The organism is Erwinia aeris (genome assembly GCF_041224955.1).
GTDB classification, from domain to species: Bacteria; Pseudomonadota; Gammaproteobacteria; order Enterobacterales; family Enterobacteriaceae; genus Erwinia; species Erwinia aeris.
In genome coordinates, this window is record NZ_JBGFFX010000009.1 from 173,670 (window position 1) to 188,974 (window position 15,305).

Sequence of the window (15,305 nt, forward strand, 5' to 3'; positions counted from 1 at the left end):
CCGATGATCAGACGGGCACGCCCGGAAGAAGCACGGGCGCTATGGCAACTACGCAACCTGGCTATCCGCGCCGGTTGTAGAGCGTCCTACGGTGAAGAGAAGGTCATGGCCTGGACGCCGGACAAAATGCCTGGTGGCTATCTTCAGGCCATTGTTCAGCACCCTTTTTTTGTGGCAGACGCGCCGGGTTTTCCCGTAGCGACAGGCTTTCTTGACAGCGAAAAGCACAGCGTGGAGGCCATTTTTACCCTGCCGGACCATATGGGCAAAGGGTACGCCACGCAAATTTTGACGGCCATAAAAAATGAGGCCCTCTCCAGGGGCATCACCACGCTCACCCTTTCCTCCACGCCGGACGCCATGACATTTTACCAGCGTCATGGCTTTACGCTGCTCAGAGAATCGGTTTACCACTCTGCGCTGGCGGGCGATCTGCTCTGCATGGAGATGCAGGCCGGGCTGTTACATTCAGAAAAAGTTACATTCTGAAACCCCTGAAAAACCAGCTAAATAACAATAAGTTAATTGCCTCCCCTTTTTGCCGGGCTTGCGATCCGTCACAGGCCTGCCAGGGTTAACGGAGCGTTTTAACAAGAGATTTATTCCAACAGGAGGTTAATATGGCCCGTTTTCAGCAAAAAGTCGTGGTGGTAACCGGTGCAGGTTCCGGTATTGGTCAGGCTGCGGCAGAACGCTTCGCCAGCGAAGGCGCTTCCGTGGTGCTGGTAGGCCGCACGAAAGAAAAGCTGGATAAGACGCTGGCGAAACTGGCTCAGGGTGAGCATCTGGTTGCAACTTGCGACGTGGGCGAGGCGGAACAGGTAGAACGGCTTGCCAAAAACGTACTGGATAAATATGGTCGGGTGGACGTGCTGGTAAATAATGCCGGGCAGATCGTTCAGGGCCGTATCCATGAGATCGCGCTGGACGACTGGAAACAGCTGATGAAGGTTGACCTGGACGGCGTGTTCTACTGCGTGCACTACTTTATGCCCGCGCTGCTGAAAAGCAAAGGCAACGTGGTTAACGTTTCTTCCGTTTCCGGGCTGGGTGGCGACTGGGGAATGAGCGTTTACAACGCCGCCAAGGGCGCGGTCACCAATTTTACCCGCTCGCTGGCACTGGATTATGGCGAAGACGGCGTACGCGTAAACGCCATCTGTCCCGGCTTTACCTTTACCGATCTGACGGAAGAGATGAAAGATAACCAGCAGCTGCTGAATAAGTTCTATGAGCGTATTCCGCTGGCGCGTGCAGGTGAACCGGAAGATATCGCCAGCGCGATTGCCTTTATTGCCAGCGATGACGCCCGCTATATCACCGGCGTTAATCTGCCGGTCGATGGCGGTATCATGGCATCCAACGGTCAGCCTAAACAGGCCTGATGTTTCCGGCGGCACGGCGTGCCGCCTAATCCTCGTTATTGGCCGCTCGCCATTGATCAATCATTTCCGCCGTCACTTCTTTTACATAGCAAATCGGCGCCTCACCGCCCTGCCTGCTCCATGCGCTTCGTCCACCGCAGCGACTGCCGTTTCTGGCTGAATTAAACGGGCAGGCGCAGCTACCCGAATAGTCTGCGATGGACTCGGCTACAATCCGCTGCTGCACTTCCTCGTCCGACAACCGGGCAGACAGCGCCGGGTCTGCATAAAAAAATATTATCGCCAGGCTTAATACCCATTTTAATCTCATAGCGCCTGTCCTTACGATCTTCTTGCTGTTTGCAGCGGAAAGGGATGTTTTTGTGTGCGACCTCAGGCCGTTTCAACCTCATCAATCAGATCGGGACGCTGATTTTTGACATTGCCCACGGCCTTACTAACCGGATGCCAGGCAAATTCATCAATCGGGACGGCCCCCTCTTTTACTATTTCGCTCGCCTGCTCCGGGGTGGTTTTTTCACTTATCCAGGCAAGCGCGGCCTCGGGCGTCAGCACCAGCGGCCGACGATCGTGAATATCCAGGAGTCCTTTATCGCTGGCGGCCGTTACGATCAAGAAGCCCTCATGGTCGTCCTCTTTGTTAAAAGGCGCTTTACCGATGGCCGCAAAAAAAAGCGGCCCGCCGCTCTGATGATAAATAAAGTAAGGCTGCTTGTTACTGCCGTCGCGTTTCCATTCGTACCAGCCGTCGGCCATGACTATCGCCCGCCCGCTGCGCCAGAGCGGCTTAAACATTTTGCCCGTCGCCGCCGTTTCCGATTTAGCGTTAATCAGCGGCTGCTTGTGCCACCATTCCGGGCTGTATCCCCAATGGACAGGATCGAGATAAAGCGTCGCGTCACGTTCATTGAGCAACAGTACGCGCGTACCTGGCGCCACGTTATAGCGGCCAAGCGGCTCTGGATCGTAAGCGATATCCCGCTCGATACTGTTGCTCAAGGCTTCCAGATAAGCCTCACGGGATCGGTATTGAGTAAAACGTCCGCACATAATCTCCTCCTTTTCGATAAGCGTAGCAGCGAAAAACGGCAGGCCGCCCATGCCGTTCCCTTTTTTTCACGCGCTCGTAGCAGGCATAACTCGCCCTTTTGTAACGAAAGTTTATTAGTTACTGTCGCTTACCTTACCGCCGCAGGCTGAGCTGGACAGCCTGGCGGAAACAGCGTGATAGTACTGTTTTTTTATCAGGATCCTTATTGAGATTTATAAGCGTATATTATCTTTGCTTCGTCACTTACAGAGAACAGAGATGAAAAAAACGACCTTGCTTTTGCTGGCGTCCCTGATGGCTGTGCTGTCTGCTTCAGCATTCGCCTGTCCTAAGGGACAACATCCCCATGGCGGTACCGGTTCCCATCATAAAGGCGGCTATTGCTCTTACTGAGTCTTATTTTCAGAGCACCGCCCCCGAGTGATTTTTTATCAAGGCGCAAGCATTTATCAGCATGGCAAAGACCTGACACAGCAACATTGCGCCTTTTATAACGGCTTTAGATGAACAGGTTCAGCGCTCATCATCGCCGACCGCAAACAGCACTCCCCCCACCACAGATCGCCAGGCTCCCCCTGTCAGCAGTAAACTTAAAAAAGAACAGCATGCTGGCCGTCAGAAATCAGAGGGCAATGAACGGATAGCGCGCTAAAAACCTGTAACGGCGCTGAATAAAGTGTTTATCAGCCTCCGACAAGAAGGTTTCTTTACGCCTTTGAGCAGGTATGGCATCACCTTATTTTTTAAAAAAGGATAGCGATGGCATCAGGAAGATATCAGGTATACAGGCTGCCGCCCGACACGGACGGCAGGTGCTGGCCGTCAGGCATGCGCTTCGCGGTCCGCCAACAGCTGGTCGACAAACGCGACGATTTCCGGCTTATCCCGCTCTATTTGCGCTATTTTTTCGGCAAATTTCGGCAGATACGCCTTATGGGCATACAGTAGCGCATCCAGCACTTTGATGGCCGTATCGCCAGCCGGGATCAGCGGATTGATGGTAAACGCATGCAGCGCCGCGCCATAATCGCCGGTCACGGCCGCTTCGATAGTGGTTTCCTCCATCGCCTTCATCAGCTGGATCATGCCTCGCGCCGCAGGCGGCAGCGCTCCCCAACGCAGCGGCTCCGGGCCATGCGCGGTAATAGCTGCCGTCACTTCCACAATACAGTCGAAAGGCAGATCGGCAATGGCGCCGTTATTGCGCGTTGACACCACCATCTGTTTACCGGTGTTGTTCTGGATAGCGGCGATCAGATCGCAGGCCGCATCGCTGTAGTGTGCGCCGCCGCGCTGGCTCAGCTCTTCCGGTTTGTAGTTAAGGTTGACGTCCTTGTAGAGTTCAAACAGCCGCTTTTCGGTTTTTTTCACCACCTCGGCGCGCGTTTCATACTGCCTGAATTCTTCAACAGCGTGCGCCAGCATCGGCTCCTGTAAATAGTAATAGCGATGATAGCCGCACGGCAGGATGCCAAGGTGTTTGACCTGCTCATAGTGGAAAGGGATCTGGTGAATATTTTTCAGGCCTTCATCAGAGCGATCGCGCTGTTCCGGCGCATAGATTTTATCGATCAGTTCGGCGGTGCGTTCATTTCCTTTGTTGTCCCAGACGCGGTGCCAGTGAAAATGGTTAAGCCCGGCGAACTTGAAGTTTAGTTCCGCCTCGGGGGTCTCCAGCAGCTCACAGGCTTGGGTGATATGGCTGAAAGGCACGTTGCACAGCCCCACCGTTTTTTCCCATTGACCATATTTTATCGCGGCTTCCGTCACCATCCCGGCCGGATTGGTAAAGTCGACCAGCCACGCGTTGGGACAAAGCACGCGCATATCGTCAATAATTTCCAGAATAACGGGAATGGTGCGGAACGCTTTAAACAGCCCGCCCGCACCGTTGGTTTCCTGCCCCAACAGGCCGTTGGCCAGCGGGATAACCTCATCTTTCAGGCGAGCATCCAGCAGCCCTACGCGAAACTGCGTGGTCACGTAGTCGGCATCTTTCAGCGCCGCTTTACGATCGAGCGTCAGATGAACCTGCCAGTCCAGTCCGGCCGCCGCAATCATACGCTTCGCCATATTGCCGACGATTTCCATTTTTTCGGTGCCGTCCGCAATATCCACCAGCCAGAGTTCCGCAATGGGTAACCGATCCTTGCGCAGGATCAGCCCTTCGATCAGTTCCGGGGTATAGCTGGATCCGCCGCCGATGGTGACAATCTTTATTTTGTTTTGCATACAAAAAGCTCCTTGAATGAGCGGACAGACAGAGAGTGGGCTGAAAGCAGGTAGCCCTGCCCCTCACCGCATGGATGATGAATGACTGAATAAAACCCGCTGGGCTTTATTTATGCCGGCTGTTCAGGTAGTGATACACCGCGCCCGTCAGCCCCGCGCTGTTGCCATGGCTGGCTCTGGCGACAGACACCGTCAGGCCATACCAGGCCAGATGCGCTTTGATCTCGTCGATAAAGCCTGGCCGTTCGGTTATGCCTCCCCCCAGGAAGACACATTCCGGATCGAACAGATGCGCCAGGTTATAAATGCCCGAGCAAAGATCCTGATAAAATTGCGTAACCAGCCGGACGCAAATTTTATTTCCCTGGTCATAGCCGGCGAATATCTCTTCGCCCGTGACCGTTTCCAGCGGCCTGTCGCTTATCAGCGAATAGCGCCTGCGCAGGACCGCCAGCGTGCAGTTTTCATTCATGGTGTAGCTGTTCAGCCGTCCCGCGCCCGGCCGTTCGCTGAGCAGGTAGCCGAATTCGCCCGCCCTGAAACGATGCCCGCGCACCAGCTCACCGTTGCAAAAGAGCGCGCCGCCAATGCCCGTGCCGATAGTCATCATCAGAAAATCCCGCATCGTCTGCGCGTTACCCAGCCAGCGTTCGGCCAGCAACGCGCAGTTGGCGTCGTTTTCTACGCTAACGGGCAGGCCGGTTTTATTTTGTAGCCACGCCTGTAAAGCAAAGCCGTCAAAATCGCGCAGGGAGCCGCCCATCGTAATAAAGCCCGTCCAGGGATCGACGTAGCCGGGAACGCTCAGGGCTATTCCTTCACATTCGGAATGGCTTGCCAGCCATGCCTGAATCGACGCCAGTATGTGCTCGCCGGAAAAATTCGGGACCGCCGTTTTTTCCTGCGCCAGGATCTCGCCCTTCTCGTTCAGCACGCCCATTTTTAAGGCGGTTCCGCCAATATCGTAAGCTGCAATTCTCATCATTCACTCCGGCTTGTTGGCGGGCGGCATGGCACCGCCCGTCAGGCCTTTCCGGTCAGCCGGATTTAAAGGGATGCACCGTCAGAGGCGATAACCTCTTTATACCAGTCGAAGCTTTTCTTTTTCGCGCGGGAGAAATCGCCGCTGCCGTCATCGCTGCGGTTAACGTAAATAAAACCGTAGCGCTTATCGTACTGTCCCGTGCCGAAAGAGACGCAGTCCAGACAGCCCCAGGGCGTAAAGCCCATCAGATCGACGCCATCCTCCAGCACGGCTTTTTTCATCTGCACAATATGCTCGCGCAGGTAGCTGATACGGTAGTCGTCGTTGATCTCGCCGTTCTCCTCGACCTTATCGAACGCGCCGAAGCCGTTTTCCACGATAAACAGCGGTTTCTGGTAGCGTTCATAGAGCATGTTAAGCGTGTAGCGCAGGCCGACCGGATCGATCTGCCAGCCCCAGTCGGAAGCTTTTACGTGCGGATTTTTGCGGCTGCCGGGGAACGCCTCCAGCGGCGTATCGTCAGTTTGCCGGGCGGTCGCGTACTCTACGGCGTTGCTCATGTAGTAGCTGAAGCCAAGGTAGTCGGTGCAGCCTTCGCGCAGCGTCTGCTCGTCTTCCGGCGCCATATTGATAGTAAATCCGCGCTGCGCCCACTCTTTGCGAACCCAGGCAGGGTAAGCTCCGCGCATATGCACATCGCCAAACAGATAGCGCTGCTGCATCGCTTTGTGCGCGTACATTACGTCGTCCGGATGACAGGACCACGGATAGAGCGGCACCATCGCCAGCATGCAGCCAATTTTAAAATCCGGATTGATGGCGTGGCCCAGCTTTACCACTCTGGCGCTGGCAACAAACTGGTGATGCAGCACCTGGTACATCACTTCTTCAGGGTTTTCGTGATCGGTAAAAATGACGCCGGAGTTGCTGTAGCCATACAGCGGCTTGCGCCAGTTGCGCTGATTGTTGATCTCGTTAAAGGTCATCCAGTATTTCACTTTGTGCTTATAGCGCTTTAGCACCACTTCGCTGTAGCGCACAAAGAGGTCAATCAGCTCCCGGTTAAGCCAGCCGCCATACTGTTTAACCAGATGCAGCGGCATTTCAAAGTGCGACAGCGTGATCACTGGCTCAATGCCGTGCTTTAACAGCTCGTCAAAAACGTCATCATAAAACTTCAGGCCCGCCTCGTTAGGCTCGACCTCGTCGCCCTGCGGGAAAATACGCGTCCAGGCGACAGAGGTGCGGAAACACTTAAAGCCCATTTCCGCAAACAGCGCGATATCTTCCTTGTAACGATGATAAAAATCCGTGGCGAGGTGATTAGGATAATTTTTACCGGCAATCACGCCGTCGGTGATTTCTCTGTCCACGCCGTGCGAACCGCCCGTCAGCACGTCGACAATGCTCGGGCCTTTGCCGCCCTCCTGCCAGCCGCCCTCAACCTGATGAGCAGCGACGGCGCCGCCCCATAAAAAATCAGCGGGTAATTTGTCAGACATAAATGGTTCCTTTTTAAAAACTACTGCGTACGGGTTTTGGTCAGCTCCTGCACTTCACGATGCAGGTAGATAATCTCTTCCACCAGCTCACGGCACAGCATGGCGTTCATCAGGTGATCCTGTGCATGCACCAGAATCAGGTTGACCGGGATTTTGCCGCAGCCTTCGTCCGCGCCGATCAGCTCAGTCTGGATCCTGTGCGCTTCACGCACGGCTTTTGTCGCCTCCAGCAGCGAGGCGTCTGCCTCTTCCCAGCTATGCTTTCGCGCCGCCTGGAGCGCCTGCATGGCAGCAGAGCGCGCTTCGCCGGCATGGATAATCAGCTCCATCACCGTTGTTTCCATATCCTGTGGTGCATCCATTATTTGGTCTCCTCAGCCAGAACCATGCCGTCAGCCATTTCCGCTTCCTGTTGCAGCAGCTGGCGTTCATACATTTTGAAGAACGGGTAATAAATTAACGCCGACAGGCCAATCAGAAACGCGACCAGCACCACCGCGCGCCAGTCCCAGCCCGTAGACCAGGCAGCGCCAATCGGGCCGGGCGTAGTCCACGGCGCCAGGGAAATGGCATGGTTAATCAGGTTGGTGCGCGTCGCTGTCCAGGCGATAACCGCGTTGATCAGCGGCGTGGTCACAAAGGGAATAAACAGCAGCGGATTCATTACTACCGGCGAACCGAAAATGATGGGCTCGTTGATATTGAACATGCCGGGAACCAGGCCCAGACGACCGATCGAGCGCAGATGGGCAGACTTGCTGCGCAGATAAAGGATCACCAGACCCATAGTCGCGCCGGAGCCACCCACCGTAATAAAGAACTGCCAGAACGGCTCAACAAAGACTTTGGTGACCTCCTGCCCCGCGTTAAGCGCTTCCTGGTTAATACCCAGATTAGCCAGCCAGAACGCCTGGAGCAGGCCGCCGACGATTGCCGCGCCGTGGATGCCGGCAAACCAGAGCAGATGGCACAGCAGCACGGCTATCAGCACGGCGGGCAATGAGTCCGCAGCGGACAGGATTGGCGCAAACAGAGACATAATTGCCTGCGGCAGGATCAGCCCGAAATGGCTCTCCATAAGCAGATTCAGCGGATAAAGCGTGAGGAAAATAACCAGGATCGGAATCAGCAGATCGAAAGACTGGCGGATTTTGGGCGGCACCTGTTCGGGAAGCTTAAAGCCGATATTGTACTTCGTCAGCAGATGCATGATTTCGGTACAGTACAGGCTGATAAGAATGGCGGTGAAGATGCCCTCACCGCCCAGAGAAGCAACCGACAGCGCACCATCTTTTTGCGGCGCGGCGACCACCAGAAAGGTCATCAGCGAGAGCAGCGCGGCCATCAGGCCGTTGAGCTTATAGCTCTGCGCCAGGTTATAGGCGATAGCGCTGGTGATGAAGACGGCCATAATCCCCATCGTCATATTGTAAGGCATCATCAGCTGGTCGTTATATTGCCTGACGATGCCCAGCCACCATTTTGCAAAAGCCCACTGGCTGTTTTCACTGAACGGCGGATGAGAAAACAACAGCATAAAGGAACCTACAATTAAAAATGGCATGGAAGCAATAAAGCCATCTTTAATAGCGACAACATGTCTTTGTGAAGATAAGCGCGCGGCTACCGGACTGATACGATTTTCAATCACCCCAAACAGCGAATCGGCCAGTGTGCTCATTATGCCCCCTGATGAGATTCAATAAGCGACAGGGCGGATTGCAGAATTTTTTCGCCGTTAAGCATCCCATAATCCATGGTGTTAATAACGGCAACCGGTTTATGGTATTCGGCCGCGCATTTCTGAAAATCATTGAGCTTGTATTTGATTTGCGGGCCCAGCAGGCAGCAGTCAAAATCAGCGATCTTTTCGCTGAACTCTTCCATGCCAACTGCCTGAATTTTCGTATCAATCCCGAGCTTTATGGCGGCCTTTTCCATCCGCTGCACCACCATGCTTGTGGACATGCCTGCAGAGCAACATAATAATATCTTGATCATAACATCCCCCTTTGTTTCCTGAATTTTTACGCGCCATTCGATCAGCCTGCAACCGGTTACAGATCCTCTTTTTTCTTTTTGTGATCCATCACCCACTCATTCAGTAATTTATTTATCGCTAAACATAAAATAATGTGAGACCGGTTACAGATTATTTATTTATGACGCACCTGAATATATTTACCGTGCATCATTTAATCTTTTCTGGCGTGGCGAGAAAAAAATGCGGGTTTTAACCGCTGCGTTTTTGGTTACAATAAGCGGCCGATACAGAAAGGAAACTCTCCATGATTACGATGCTGGATGTGGCCAGGCGTGCTGGCGTCTCAAAAGCGACCGTTTCTCGCGTGCTGGCCGGGCATGGCTACGTGTCGAAAACGGTGCGGGACAAGGTCATGAGCGCCGTGGAGGAGATGGGCTACCGGCCTAACTTACTGGCGCGTAATCTGGCGACCAACCGCAGCCAGAGCATTGGCCTGATGGTGCCCAATACCCTTTATAACGGCCCCTTTTTTAGCGAGCTGCTCTATCAGGTAGCGACGCTGACCGAACAGCTGGGGTCGCAGCTGGTGCTGGCCGACGGCAAACACACGGCGGACCAGGAGCGGCAGGCCATCAATTTTTTGATCGACAGCCGCTGCGATGCCCTGATCATTTATCCAAGATCGTTGAGCGTAGAAGAGATCGACGCGCTGATCCCGACGATCAGTAAGCCAATGCTGATCCTGAACCGCAGTTTAAAAACGTTCCCACACTATGCCGTCTGCGCCGATCATGAAAACGATACGTTCCAGGCGGTAGATTATCTGATTGGCCAGGGACATCGGGAAATCGCGTTTATCAAAGGCATGGCGGGATCCCACACCGGTCTCAGTCGACTGAACGGCTATTTATCCGCGCTAAAACGGCATGAGATTACGCCACATCCGGCGCTGATGCTGGAAGGCGGCTGGACTAACGAGAGCGGCAGGCTGGCGGCCTGCGAGCTGCTGCGGCGCAACGTCAGGTTTTCCGCTATTGTCGCCAGTAATGACGATATGGCGATCGGCGCCGCCTGCGCGCTGAGCGCCGTGGGGCTGAAAGTGCCGGACGATGTCTCCCTGCTCAGCTTTGATGATATCCCCGTCGCCGCCTATGTGACGCCAGCGCTAACTACCGTACGCGTGCCGGTTGCAAAGATGGTGTCCAGCGCGATGATGCAGCTGGCGAAAATGCTGGATGGCGGGCAGGTCGAGCCGCTGGCGCTGATGCCGGGCGAACTGATCCGCCGACAGTCGGTGGGGATCGGGCCTTATGGTAAGGCACAGGAGAGATGAAGCCTGCCAGGGATCGGCAAGCCGTTATCTTACTTTTCCCGTTACAAACCCGGCGATCTCACGGTTTCCTGAGGTATAGCCTGGGGATTCTCTCTCCCGTCAGATGTGCTGTTATAACTCTGTAGCGATCACACCACTTTTGCATGAAACAGTAGAATTATTTATATTATCTGCAAATTTTTCAAAGGCGATGGCATTGCCACGCTTAGAGCAATCACTAGGCACATCATGTAGCCCAGGATATTGTGTGGTGAAGAGATCCGGACATCTTAATAATCAGGTGTGGAAACGGTTCAGGGATGCCCCTTTTAAGAGTGGGTTATAACCTGTTTCCATTGCGAGACGGGGCGTTAGCACTATTTAAACTGCGCTTATTATGTACCGTTTTAAAAGGATTTGGATAAAGGCCTGGAATATAAAAAGCCAACATAAAATTTACATCTTATGTTGGCTACATATTGCAAAACTCAGCTTACATATGCTGGATCATTGCATCGCCAAACTCTGAAGATTTCAGCAGTTTAGCGCCGTCCATCAGACGTTCGAAGTCATAGGTAACGGTTTTGGCCGCGATGGCGCCTTCCATACCTTTAACAATCAGGTCTGCGGCTTCGAACCAGCCCATGTGACGCAGCATCATTTCTGCGGACAGAATAACGGAACCCGGGTTCACTTTATCCTGACCTGCATATTTAGGCGCCGTACCGTGGGTGGCTTCAAACAGCGCGCATTCGTCGCCGATGTTTGCGCCAGGTGCGATACCGATACCGCCAACCTGCGCCGCCAGGGCGTCGGAGATGTAATCGCCGTTCAGGTTCATACAGGCGATAACGTCATATTCTGCCGGACGCAGCAGGATCTGCTGCAGGAACGCATCGGCGATCACGTCTTTGATAACGATCTCTTTGCCGGTGTTCGGGTTTTTGATCTTCATCCACGGGCCGCCGTCAATCAGCTCGCCGCCGAACTCGTCTTTCGCCAGCTGGTAACCCCAGTCTTTGAATGCGCCTTCGGTGAACTTCATGATGTTGCCTTTGTGCACCAGGGTCACAGAATCGCGATTGTTGGTGATGGCGTATTCAATCGCCGCGCGTACCAGGCGCTTGGTGCCTGCTTCTGAACATGGCTTCACGCCGATGCCGCACTGCTCAGGGAAGCGAATTTTCTTCACGCCCATTTCGTCGCGCAGGAATTTGATCACCTTATCCGCTTCCGGCGTACCGGCTTTCCACTCGATACCGGCATAGATATCTTCGGAGTTTTCGCGGAAGATCACCATATCGGTCTCTTCAGGACGTTTAACCGGGCTTGGCGTGCCGGTGTAGTAACGGACCGGGCGCAGGCAGATATAGAGATCCAGCTGCTGGCGCAGGGCCACGTTCAGGGAACGAATACCGCCGCCAACTGGCGTGGTCAGTGGGCCTTTAATCGCCACACGGTACTCTTTGATTAAATCGAGGGTTTCCTGCGGTAGCCAGACGTCCTGGCCGTACAGCTCTACTGATTTCTCACCGGTATAAATTTCCATCCAGGAAATTTTACGCTCACCGTTATAAGCTTTCTGCACGGCGGCATCGACCACCTTGATCATCACGGGAGAAACGTCGACCCCAATACCGTCACCTTCAATAAAAGGGATGATTGGATTGTTTGGGACGTTCAGCTTGCCCTGATCCAGGGTGATTTTCTGACCTTCCGCCGGAACAACTACTTTGCTTTCCATTAACCTCTCCTTCGAGCGCTTTTTTGTTAATGATTTGTAAGATGCGCGTCAATACTACTCGAATATTCACGCCGCGCCAATCTTCACCGCTTTGCGTTATAATGCGCCCATTGTGAACAAGTGCAAAGACTATGCGTAAATCTTCCGTTAATAATCACCGCCTTAAACGATTCAGCCCGGCCCGCAGCGCGAAAGCCGCCGACAAGGGGCCAAGGCGTGTTATCGTTTTTAACAAACCCTTTGACGTCCTGCCGCAGTTCAGCGACGAGGCAGGCCGCAGCACGTTAAAAGATTTTATTCCCGTTAGCGGCGTTTATGCTGCCGGCCGTCTGGACCGCGACAGCGAAGGCCTGATGGTGCTGACCAACGACGGCGCGCTGCAGGCTAAGCTGACGCAGCCGGGCAAACGCACCGGAAAAATCTATTATGTTCAGGTGGAAGGCGCACCGGGCGAGCGTGATATTCAGCCGCTGCGCGATGGCGTTAATCTGAAAGATGGCCCTACGCTGCCCGCTGGCGTAGAAATCGTCGAGGAGCCGGAGTGGATTTGGCCGCGCAACCCGCCGGTACGCGAGCGCAAGGCTATTCCCACCAGCTGGCTGAAAATCACTTTATTCGAGGGTCGGAACCGTCAGGTGCGGCGCATGACCGCCCATATCGGCTTCCCTACCCTGCGTCTGATCCGCTTTGCTATGGGCAATACGGAGCTGCAAAACTTATCGCCCGGCGAATGGCGCGACGTCACCGGCGACTTTCCCCTCTAAGCCTGCAAGGAGTCAGCATGTTTAAACCGCACGTTACCGTAGCCACCGTCGTTCAGGCGGAAGGCCAGTTTTTGGTGGTTGAGGAAATGGTGCGCGGCCGCGCCACCTGGAACCAGCCCGCAGGCCACCTGGAAGCCAACGAGACCCTGCTGCAGGCCGCCGCGCGCGAGCTGTACGAGGAGACGGGCCTGGAGGCCGTTCCTCAGGTTTTTCTGCGGCTTCATCAATGGATCGCGCCCGACAATACGCCGTTTCTGCGTTTTTTGTTCGCGCTGGATTTACCGAAAATGCTGCCGACCAGCCCTCAGGATCGCGATATCGATCGCGCATTATGGTTGCCGCCGGAGGCGATTATCGGTGCGAAAAAGCTCCGTTCGCCGCTGGTTGCCGAAAGTTTGCGGATTTATCAGCAGGGCGTACGCTATCCGCTTGAGGTGCTGAGCGCGTTCCAGTGGCCCTTTAGCGAGGATGCGCCCGCCGCCGACGCGTGGTAGAATATGCCGCAATTTTAAAGTGCAGCCTTTAACTGCAACTCAAAGTCGGGTATTTCTCATGTCATTCGGTAAAAAAGTGATCGTCGGTATGTCCGGCGGCGTGGACTCCTCCGTTTCCGCCTGGTTACTGCAACAGCAGGGCTATCAGGTTGAAGGCCTGTTTATGAAAAACTGGGAAGAGGACGACGGTGAGGAATACTGTACCGCAGCGGAAGACCTGGCGGATGCGCAGGCGGTCTGCGACAAGCTGGGCATCCACCTGCATACGGTGAACTTTGCGGCGGAATACTGGGACAACGTGTTCGAGCATTTCCTCGAAGAGTATAAGGCTGGCCGCACGCCTAACCCGGATATTCTCTGCAACAAAGAGATCAAATTCAAAGCCTTCCTGGAGTTCGCGGCCGAAGATCTGGGCGCGGATTTTATCGCTACCGGTCACTACGTGCGTCGCCGCGACGTTGACGGCAAGAGCCAGCTTTTGCGCGGTCTGGACGACAACAAAGACCAAAGCTACTTCCTCTACACGCTGGGCCATGAGCAAATTGCGCAGAGCCTCTTTCCGGTTGGTGAACTGACCAAGCCAGAAGTGCGCCGCATTGCCGAAGATCTGGAACTGGTGACGGCGAAGAAGAAAGACTCTACCGGCATCTGCTTTATCGGCGAACGCAAGTTCCGCGATTTCCTGGGGCGCTATCTGCCTGCTCAGCCCGGCGCTATCGTCAGTACGGAAGGCGACGTGGTGGGCGAGCATCAGGGGCTGATGTATCACACGCTGGGCCAGCGCAAAGGACTGGGGATCGGCGGCACCAAAGAAGGCAGCGAAGAGCCGTGGTACGTGGTGGATAAAGACGTGGCGAACAATCTGCTGGTGGTTGCGCAGGGTCACGACCATCCGCGCCTGATGTCGGTCGGGCTGATCGCCCAGCAGCTGCATCTGGTCGACCGCGAAATTATCGCCGCGCCAATGCGCTGCACGGTGAAAACCCGCTATCGCCAGAGCGATATTCCCTGTACGGTAACGCCGCTGGGTGCCGATCGGCTGGAAGTGCGTTTTGACGAGCCGGTCGCGGCGGTCACGCCGGGCCAGTCCGCCGTGTTCTATCAGGGTGAAATCTGTCTGGGCGGCGGCATTATCGAAGAGCGTCTGCCGCTTTAAAAAGGTTATGCCGGGCGGGCCTCTGTCCGGCGGCGCATACAGGAGTTACCGTGGCGAAAAATTATTACGACATTACGCTGGCCCTCGCGGGCATCTGCCAGGGCGCGCACCTGGTGCAGCAGCTGGCGCATCAGGGACACTGCCCGCCCGAGTCGCTAAAGGTGTCGCTGTCGAGCGTGGTCGATCTCAACCCCTCCTCGACGCTCGCCGTTTACGGTGGCAAAGAAGAGAACCTGCGCTTCGGGCTGGAGACGCTGATTGCCGTGCTGAACAGCAGCAGCCGTCACGGCGCGGGCGCGGAGCTGACGCGCTACACCCTGAGCATGATGGTGCTGGAGCGCAAGCTGAGCGCCAGTAAAACCGCGCTGGACGAACTCTCAAAACGCATTGCGCAGCTGGATCGCCAGCTGGCGCATTACGACCTGGAATCCGATACGCTGCTGAGCGCTATGGCCGCCATCTATGTGGATGTGATTAGCCCGCTTGGCCCGCGTATCCAGGTCACCGGCTCGCCCGCCGTGCTGCAAAACTCGCAAATTCAGAGCAAAGTCCGCGCCGCGCTGCTGGCCGGTATTCGCTCCGCCGTACTCTGGCATCAGGTAGGCGGCGGCCGCCTGCAGCTGATGTTTTCACGCAATCGCCTTGTGAAAGAGGCGAAACAAATTTTATCCCGTTGTCCCCAACCTCTTTAATCTT

16 protein-coding genes are annotated in these 15,305 nt (G+C 54.9%); 7 read left to right on the top strand and 9 right to left on the bottom strand.

The annotated features are described in order from the left end of the window. Positions 1–3 precede the first annotated feature (3 nt). Both AB6T85_RS15730 and budC read left to right on the top strand, forming a co-directional pair. Positions 4–489, top strand: a complete 486-nt coding sequence (locus AB6T85_RS15730; RefSeq protein WP_301251739.1) for a GNAT family N-acetyltransferase — start codon at positions 4–6, stop codon at positions 487–489. 131 nt (positions 490–620) lie between these two features. Next, positions 621–1,385: a meso-2,3-butanediol dehydrogenase gene (gene budC, locus AB6T85_RS15735; protein WP_253454540.1), complete on the top strand. Its 765-nt coding sequence runs from the start codon at positions 621–623 to the stop codon at positions 1,383–1,385. A gap of 25 nt (positions 1,386–1,410) precedes the next feature. Here the strand turns inward: budC and AB6T85_RS15740 are convergent, their stop codons facing one another. From AB6T85_RS15740 to AB6T85_RS15775, 8 genes are all read right to left on the bottom strand, one after another. Further along, the gene (locus AB6T85_RS15740) at positions 1,411–1,695 is read right to left on the bottom strand and encodes a hypothetical protein (RefSeq protein ID WP_369896079.1); all 285 of its coding nucleotides are present in this window, start codon (positions 1,693–1,695) and stop codon (positions 1,411–1,413) included. 62 nt (positions 1,696–1,757) lie between these two features. Beyond that, positions 1,758–2,435: an SOS response-associated peptidase family protein gene (locus tag AB6T85_RS15745; RefSeq protein ID WP_369896080.1), complete on the bottom strand. Its 678-nt coding sequence runs from the start codon at positions 2,433–2,435 to the stop codon at positions 1,758–1,760. An 823-nt stretch (positions 2,436–3,258) separates the two neighbouring features. Further along, positions 3,259–4,668 carry a 6-phospho-beta-glucosidase gene (locus AB6T85_RS15750; RefSeq protein WP_301729698.1) on the bottom strand — a complete coding sequence of 470 codons (1,410 nt, stop codon included), beginning with the start codon at positions 4,666–4,668 and terminating at the stop codon, positions 3,259–3,261. A gap of 106 nt (positions 4,669–4,774) precedes the next feature. Beyond that, a complete protein-coding gene (locus AB6T85_RS15755) occupies positions 4,775–5,650 on the bottom strand; it encodes an ROK family protein (RefSeq protein WP_301251808.1) in 876 nt (291 codons plus the stop codon). A 65-nt stretch (positions 5,651–5,715) separates the two neighbouring features. Beyond that, complete coding sequence (locus tag AB6T85_RS15760; protein WP_253454544.1) at positions 5,716–7,155, bottom strand: 6-phospho-beta-glucosidase; 1,440 nt, start codon at positions 7,153–7,155, stop codon at positions 5,716–5,718. A 20-nt stretch (positions 7,156–7,175) separates the two neighbouring features. After that, positions 7,176–7,517: a PTS lactose/cellobiose transporter subunit IIA gene (locus tag AB6T85_RS15765; protein WP_253454545.1), complete on the bottom strand. Its 342-nt coding sequence runs from the start codon at positions 7,515–7,517 to the stop codon at positions 7,176–7,178. Next, positions 7,517–8,836 carry a PTS sugar transporter subunit IIC gene (locus AB6T85_RS15770; protein ID WP_253454546.1) on the bottom strand — a complete coding sequence of 440 codons (1,320 nt, stop codon included), beginning with the start codon at positions 8,834–8,836 and terminating at the stop codon, positions 7,517–7,519. Before AB6T85_RS15770 ends, AB6T85_RS15765 begins: the two co-directional genes overlap by 1 nt. Continuing rightward, a complete protein-coding gene (locus AB6T85_RS15775; RefSeq protein ID WP_369896083.1) occupies positions 8,836–9,156 on the bottom strand; it encodes a PTS sugar transporter subunit IIB in 321 nt (106 codons plus the stop codon). Before AB6T85_RS15775 ends, AB6T85_RS15770 begins: the two co-directional genes overlap by 1 nt. Positions 9,157–9,443: 287 nt before the next feature. On the opposite strand from AB6T85_RS15775, the gene AB6T85_RS15780 reads away from it, so the two are divergent. After that, on the top strand, positions 9,444–10,472 hold the full coding sequence (locus tag AB6T85_RS15780; RefSeq protein ID WP_253454548.1) for a LacI family DNA-binding transcriptional regulator: 1,029 nt from the start codon (positions 9,444–9,446) through the stop codon (positions 10,470–10,472). A 472-nt stretch (positions 10,473–10,944) separates the two neighbouring features. Here the strand turns inward: AB6T85_RS15780 and icd are convergent, their stop codons facing one another. Continuing rightward, complete coding sequence (gene icd, locus AB6T85_RS15785; protein WP_369896084.1) at positions 10,945–12,195, bottom strand: NADP-dependent isocitrate dehydrogenase; 1,251 nt, start codon at positions 12,193–12,195, stop codon at positions 10,945–10,947. A 131-nt stretch (positions 12,196–12,326) separates the two neighbouring features. Here icd and rluE point away from each other — a divergent pair, with 131 nt between their 5' ends. From rluE to hflD, 4 genes are read left to right on the top strand one after another with little or no spacing between them, the layout of a single operon-like run. Then, positions 12,327–12,959 carry a 23S rRNA pseudouridine(2457) synthase RluE gene (gene rluE / locus AB6T85_RS15790; RefSeq protein ID WP_301251732.1) on the top strand — a complete coding sequence of 211 codons (633 nt, stop codon included), beginning with the start codon at positions 12,327–12,329 and terminating at the stop codon, positions 12,957–12,959. Positions 12,960–12,976: 17 nt separating this feature from the next. Next, positions 12,977–13,453 (top strand): NUDIX domain-containing protein, encoded by a 477-nt coding sequence (locus AB6T85_RS15795; protein ID WP_125289649.1) that lies wholly within the window; start codon positions 12,977–12,979, stop codon positions 13,451–13,453. 58 nt (positions 13,454–13,511) lie between these two features. Continuing rightward, positions 13,512–14,609, top strand: a complete 1,098-nt coding sequence (gene mnmA / locus AB6T85_RS15800) for a tRNA 2-thiouridine(34) synthase MnmA (RefSeq protein WP_369896086.1) — start codon at positions 13,512–13,514, stop codon at positions 14,607–14,609. A gap of 50 nt (positions 14,610–14,659) precedes the next feature. Next, the gene (gene hflD, locus AB6T85_RS15805) at positions 14,660–15,301 is read left to right on the top strand and encodes a high frequency lysogenization protein HflD (protein ID WP_125289647.1); all 642 of its coding nucleotides are present in this window, start codon (positions 14,660–14,662) and stop codon (positions 15,299–15,301) included. Positions 15,302–15,305 lie beyond the last annotated feature (4 nt).

Coding starts and splice junctions, on each gene's coding strand:
- mnmA (WP_369896086.1), top strand. CDS start 13,512: ATGTCATTCGGTAAAAAAGTGATCGTCGGTATGTCCGGCGGCGTGGAC.
- rluE (WP_301251732.1), top strand. CDS start 12,327: ATGCGTAAATCTTCCGTTAATAATCACCGCCTTAAACGATTCAGCCCG.
- AB6T85_RS15730 (WP_301251739.1), top strand. CDS start 4: ATGATCAGACGGGCACGCCCGGAAGAAGCACGGGCGCTATGGCAACTA.
- AB6T85_RS15760 (WP_253454544.1), bottom strand. CDS start 7,155: ATGTCTGACAAATTACCCGCTGATTTTTTATGGGGCGGCGCCGTCGCT.
- AB6T85_RS15775 (WP_369896083.1), bottom strand. CDS start 9,156: ATGATCAAGATATTATTATGTTGCTCTGCAGGCATGTCCACAAGCATG.
- AB6T85_RS15765 (WP_253454545.1), bottom strand. CDS start 7,517: ATGGATGCACCACAGGATATGGAAACAACGGTGATGGAGCTGATTATC.
- AB6T85_RS15780 (WP_253454548.1), top strand. CDS start 9,444: ATGATTACGATGCTGGATGTGGCCAGGCGTGCTGGCGTCTCAAAAGCG.
- AB6T85_RS15755 (WP_301251808.1), bottom strand. CDS start 5,650: ATGAGAATTGCAGCTTACGATATTGGCGGAACCGCCTTAAAAATGGGC.
- AB6T85_RS15745 (WP_369896080.1), bottom strand. CDS start 2,435: ATGTGCGGACGTTTTACTCAATACCGATCCCGTGAGGCTTATCTGGAA.
- AB6T85_RS15770 (WP_253454546.1), bottom strand. CDS start 8,836: ATGAGCACACTGGCCGATTCGCTGTTTGGGGTGATTGAAAATCGTATC.
- icd (WP_369896084.1), bottom strand. CDS start 12,195: ATGGAAAGCAAAGTAGTTGTTCCGGCGGAAGGTCAGAAAATCACCCTG.
- AB6T85_RS15795 (WP_125289649.1), top strand. CDS start 12,977: ATGTTTAAACCGCACGTTACCGTAGCCACCGTCGTTCAGGCGGAAGGC.
- budC (WP_253454540.1), top strand. CDS start 621: ATGGCCCGTTTTCAGCAAAAAGTCGTGGTGGTAACCGGTGCAGGTTCC.
- AB6T85_RS15750 (WP_301729698.1), bottom strand. CDS start 4,668: ATGCAAAACAAAATAAAGATTGTCACCATCGGCGGCGGATCCAGCTAT.
- AB6T85_RS15740 (WP_369896079.1), bottom strand. CDS start 1,695: ATGAGATTAAAATGGGTATTAAGCCTGGCGATAATATTTTTTTATGCA.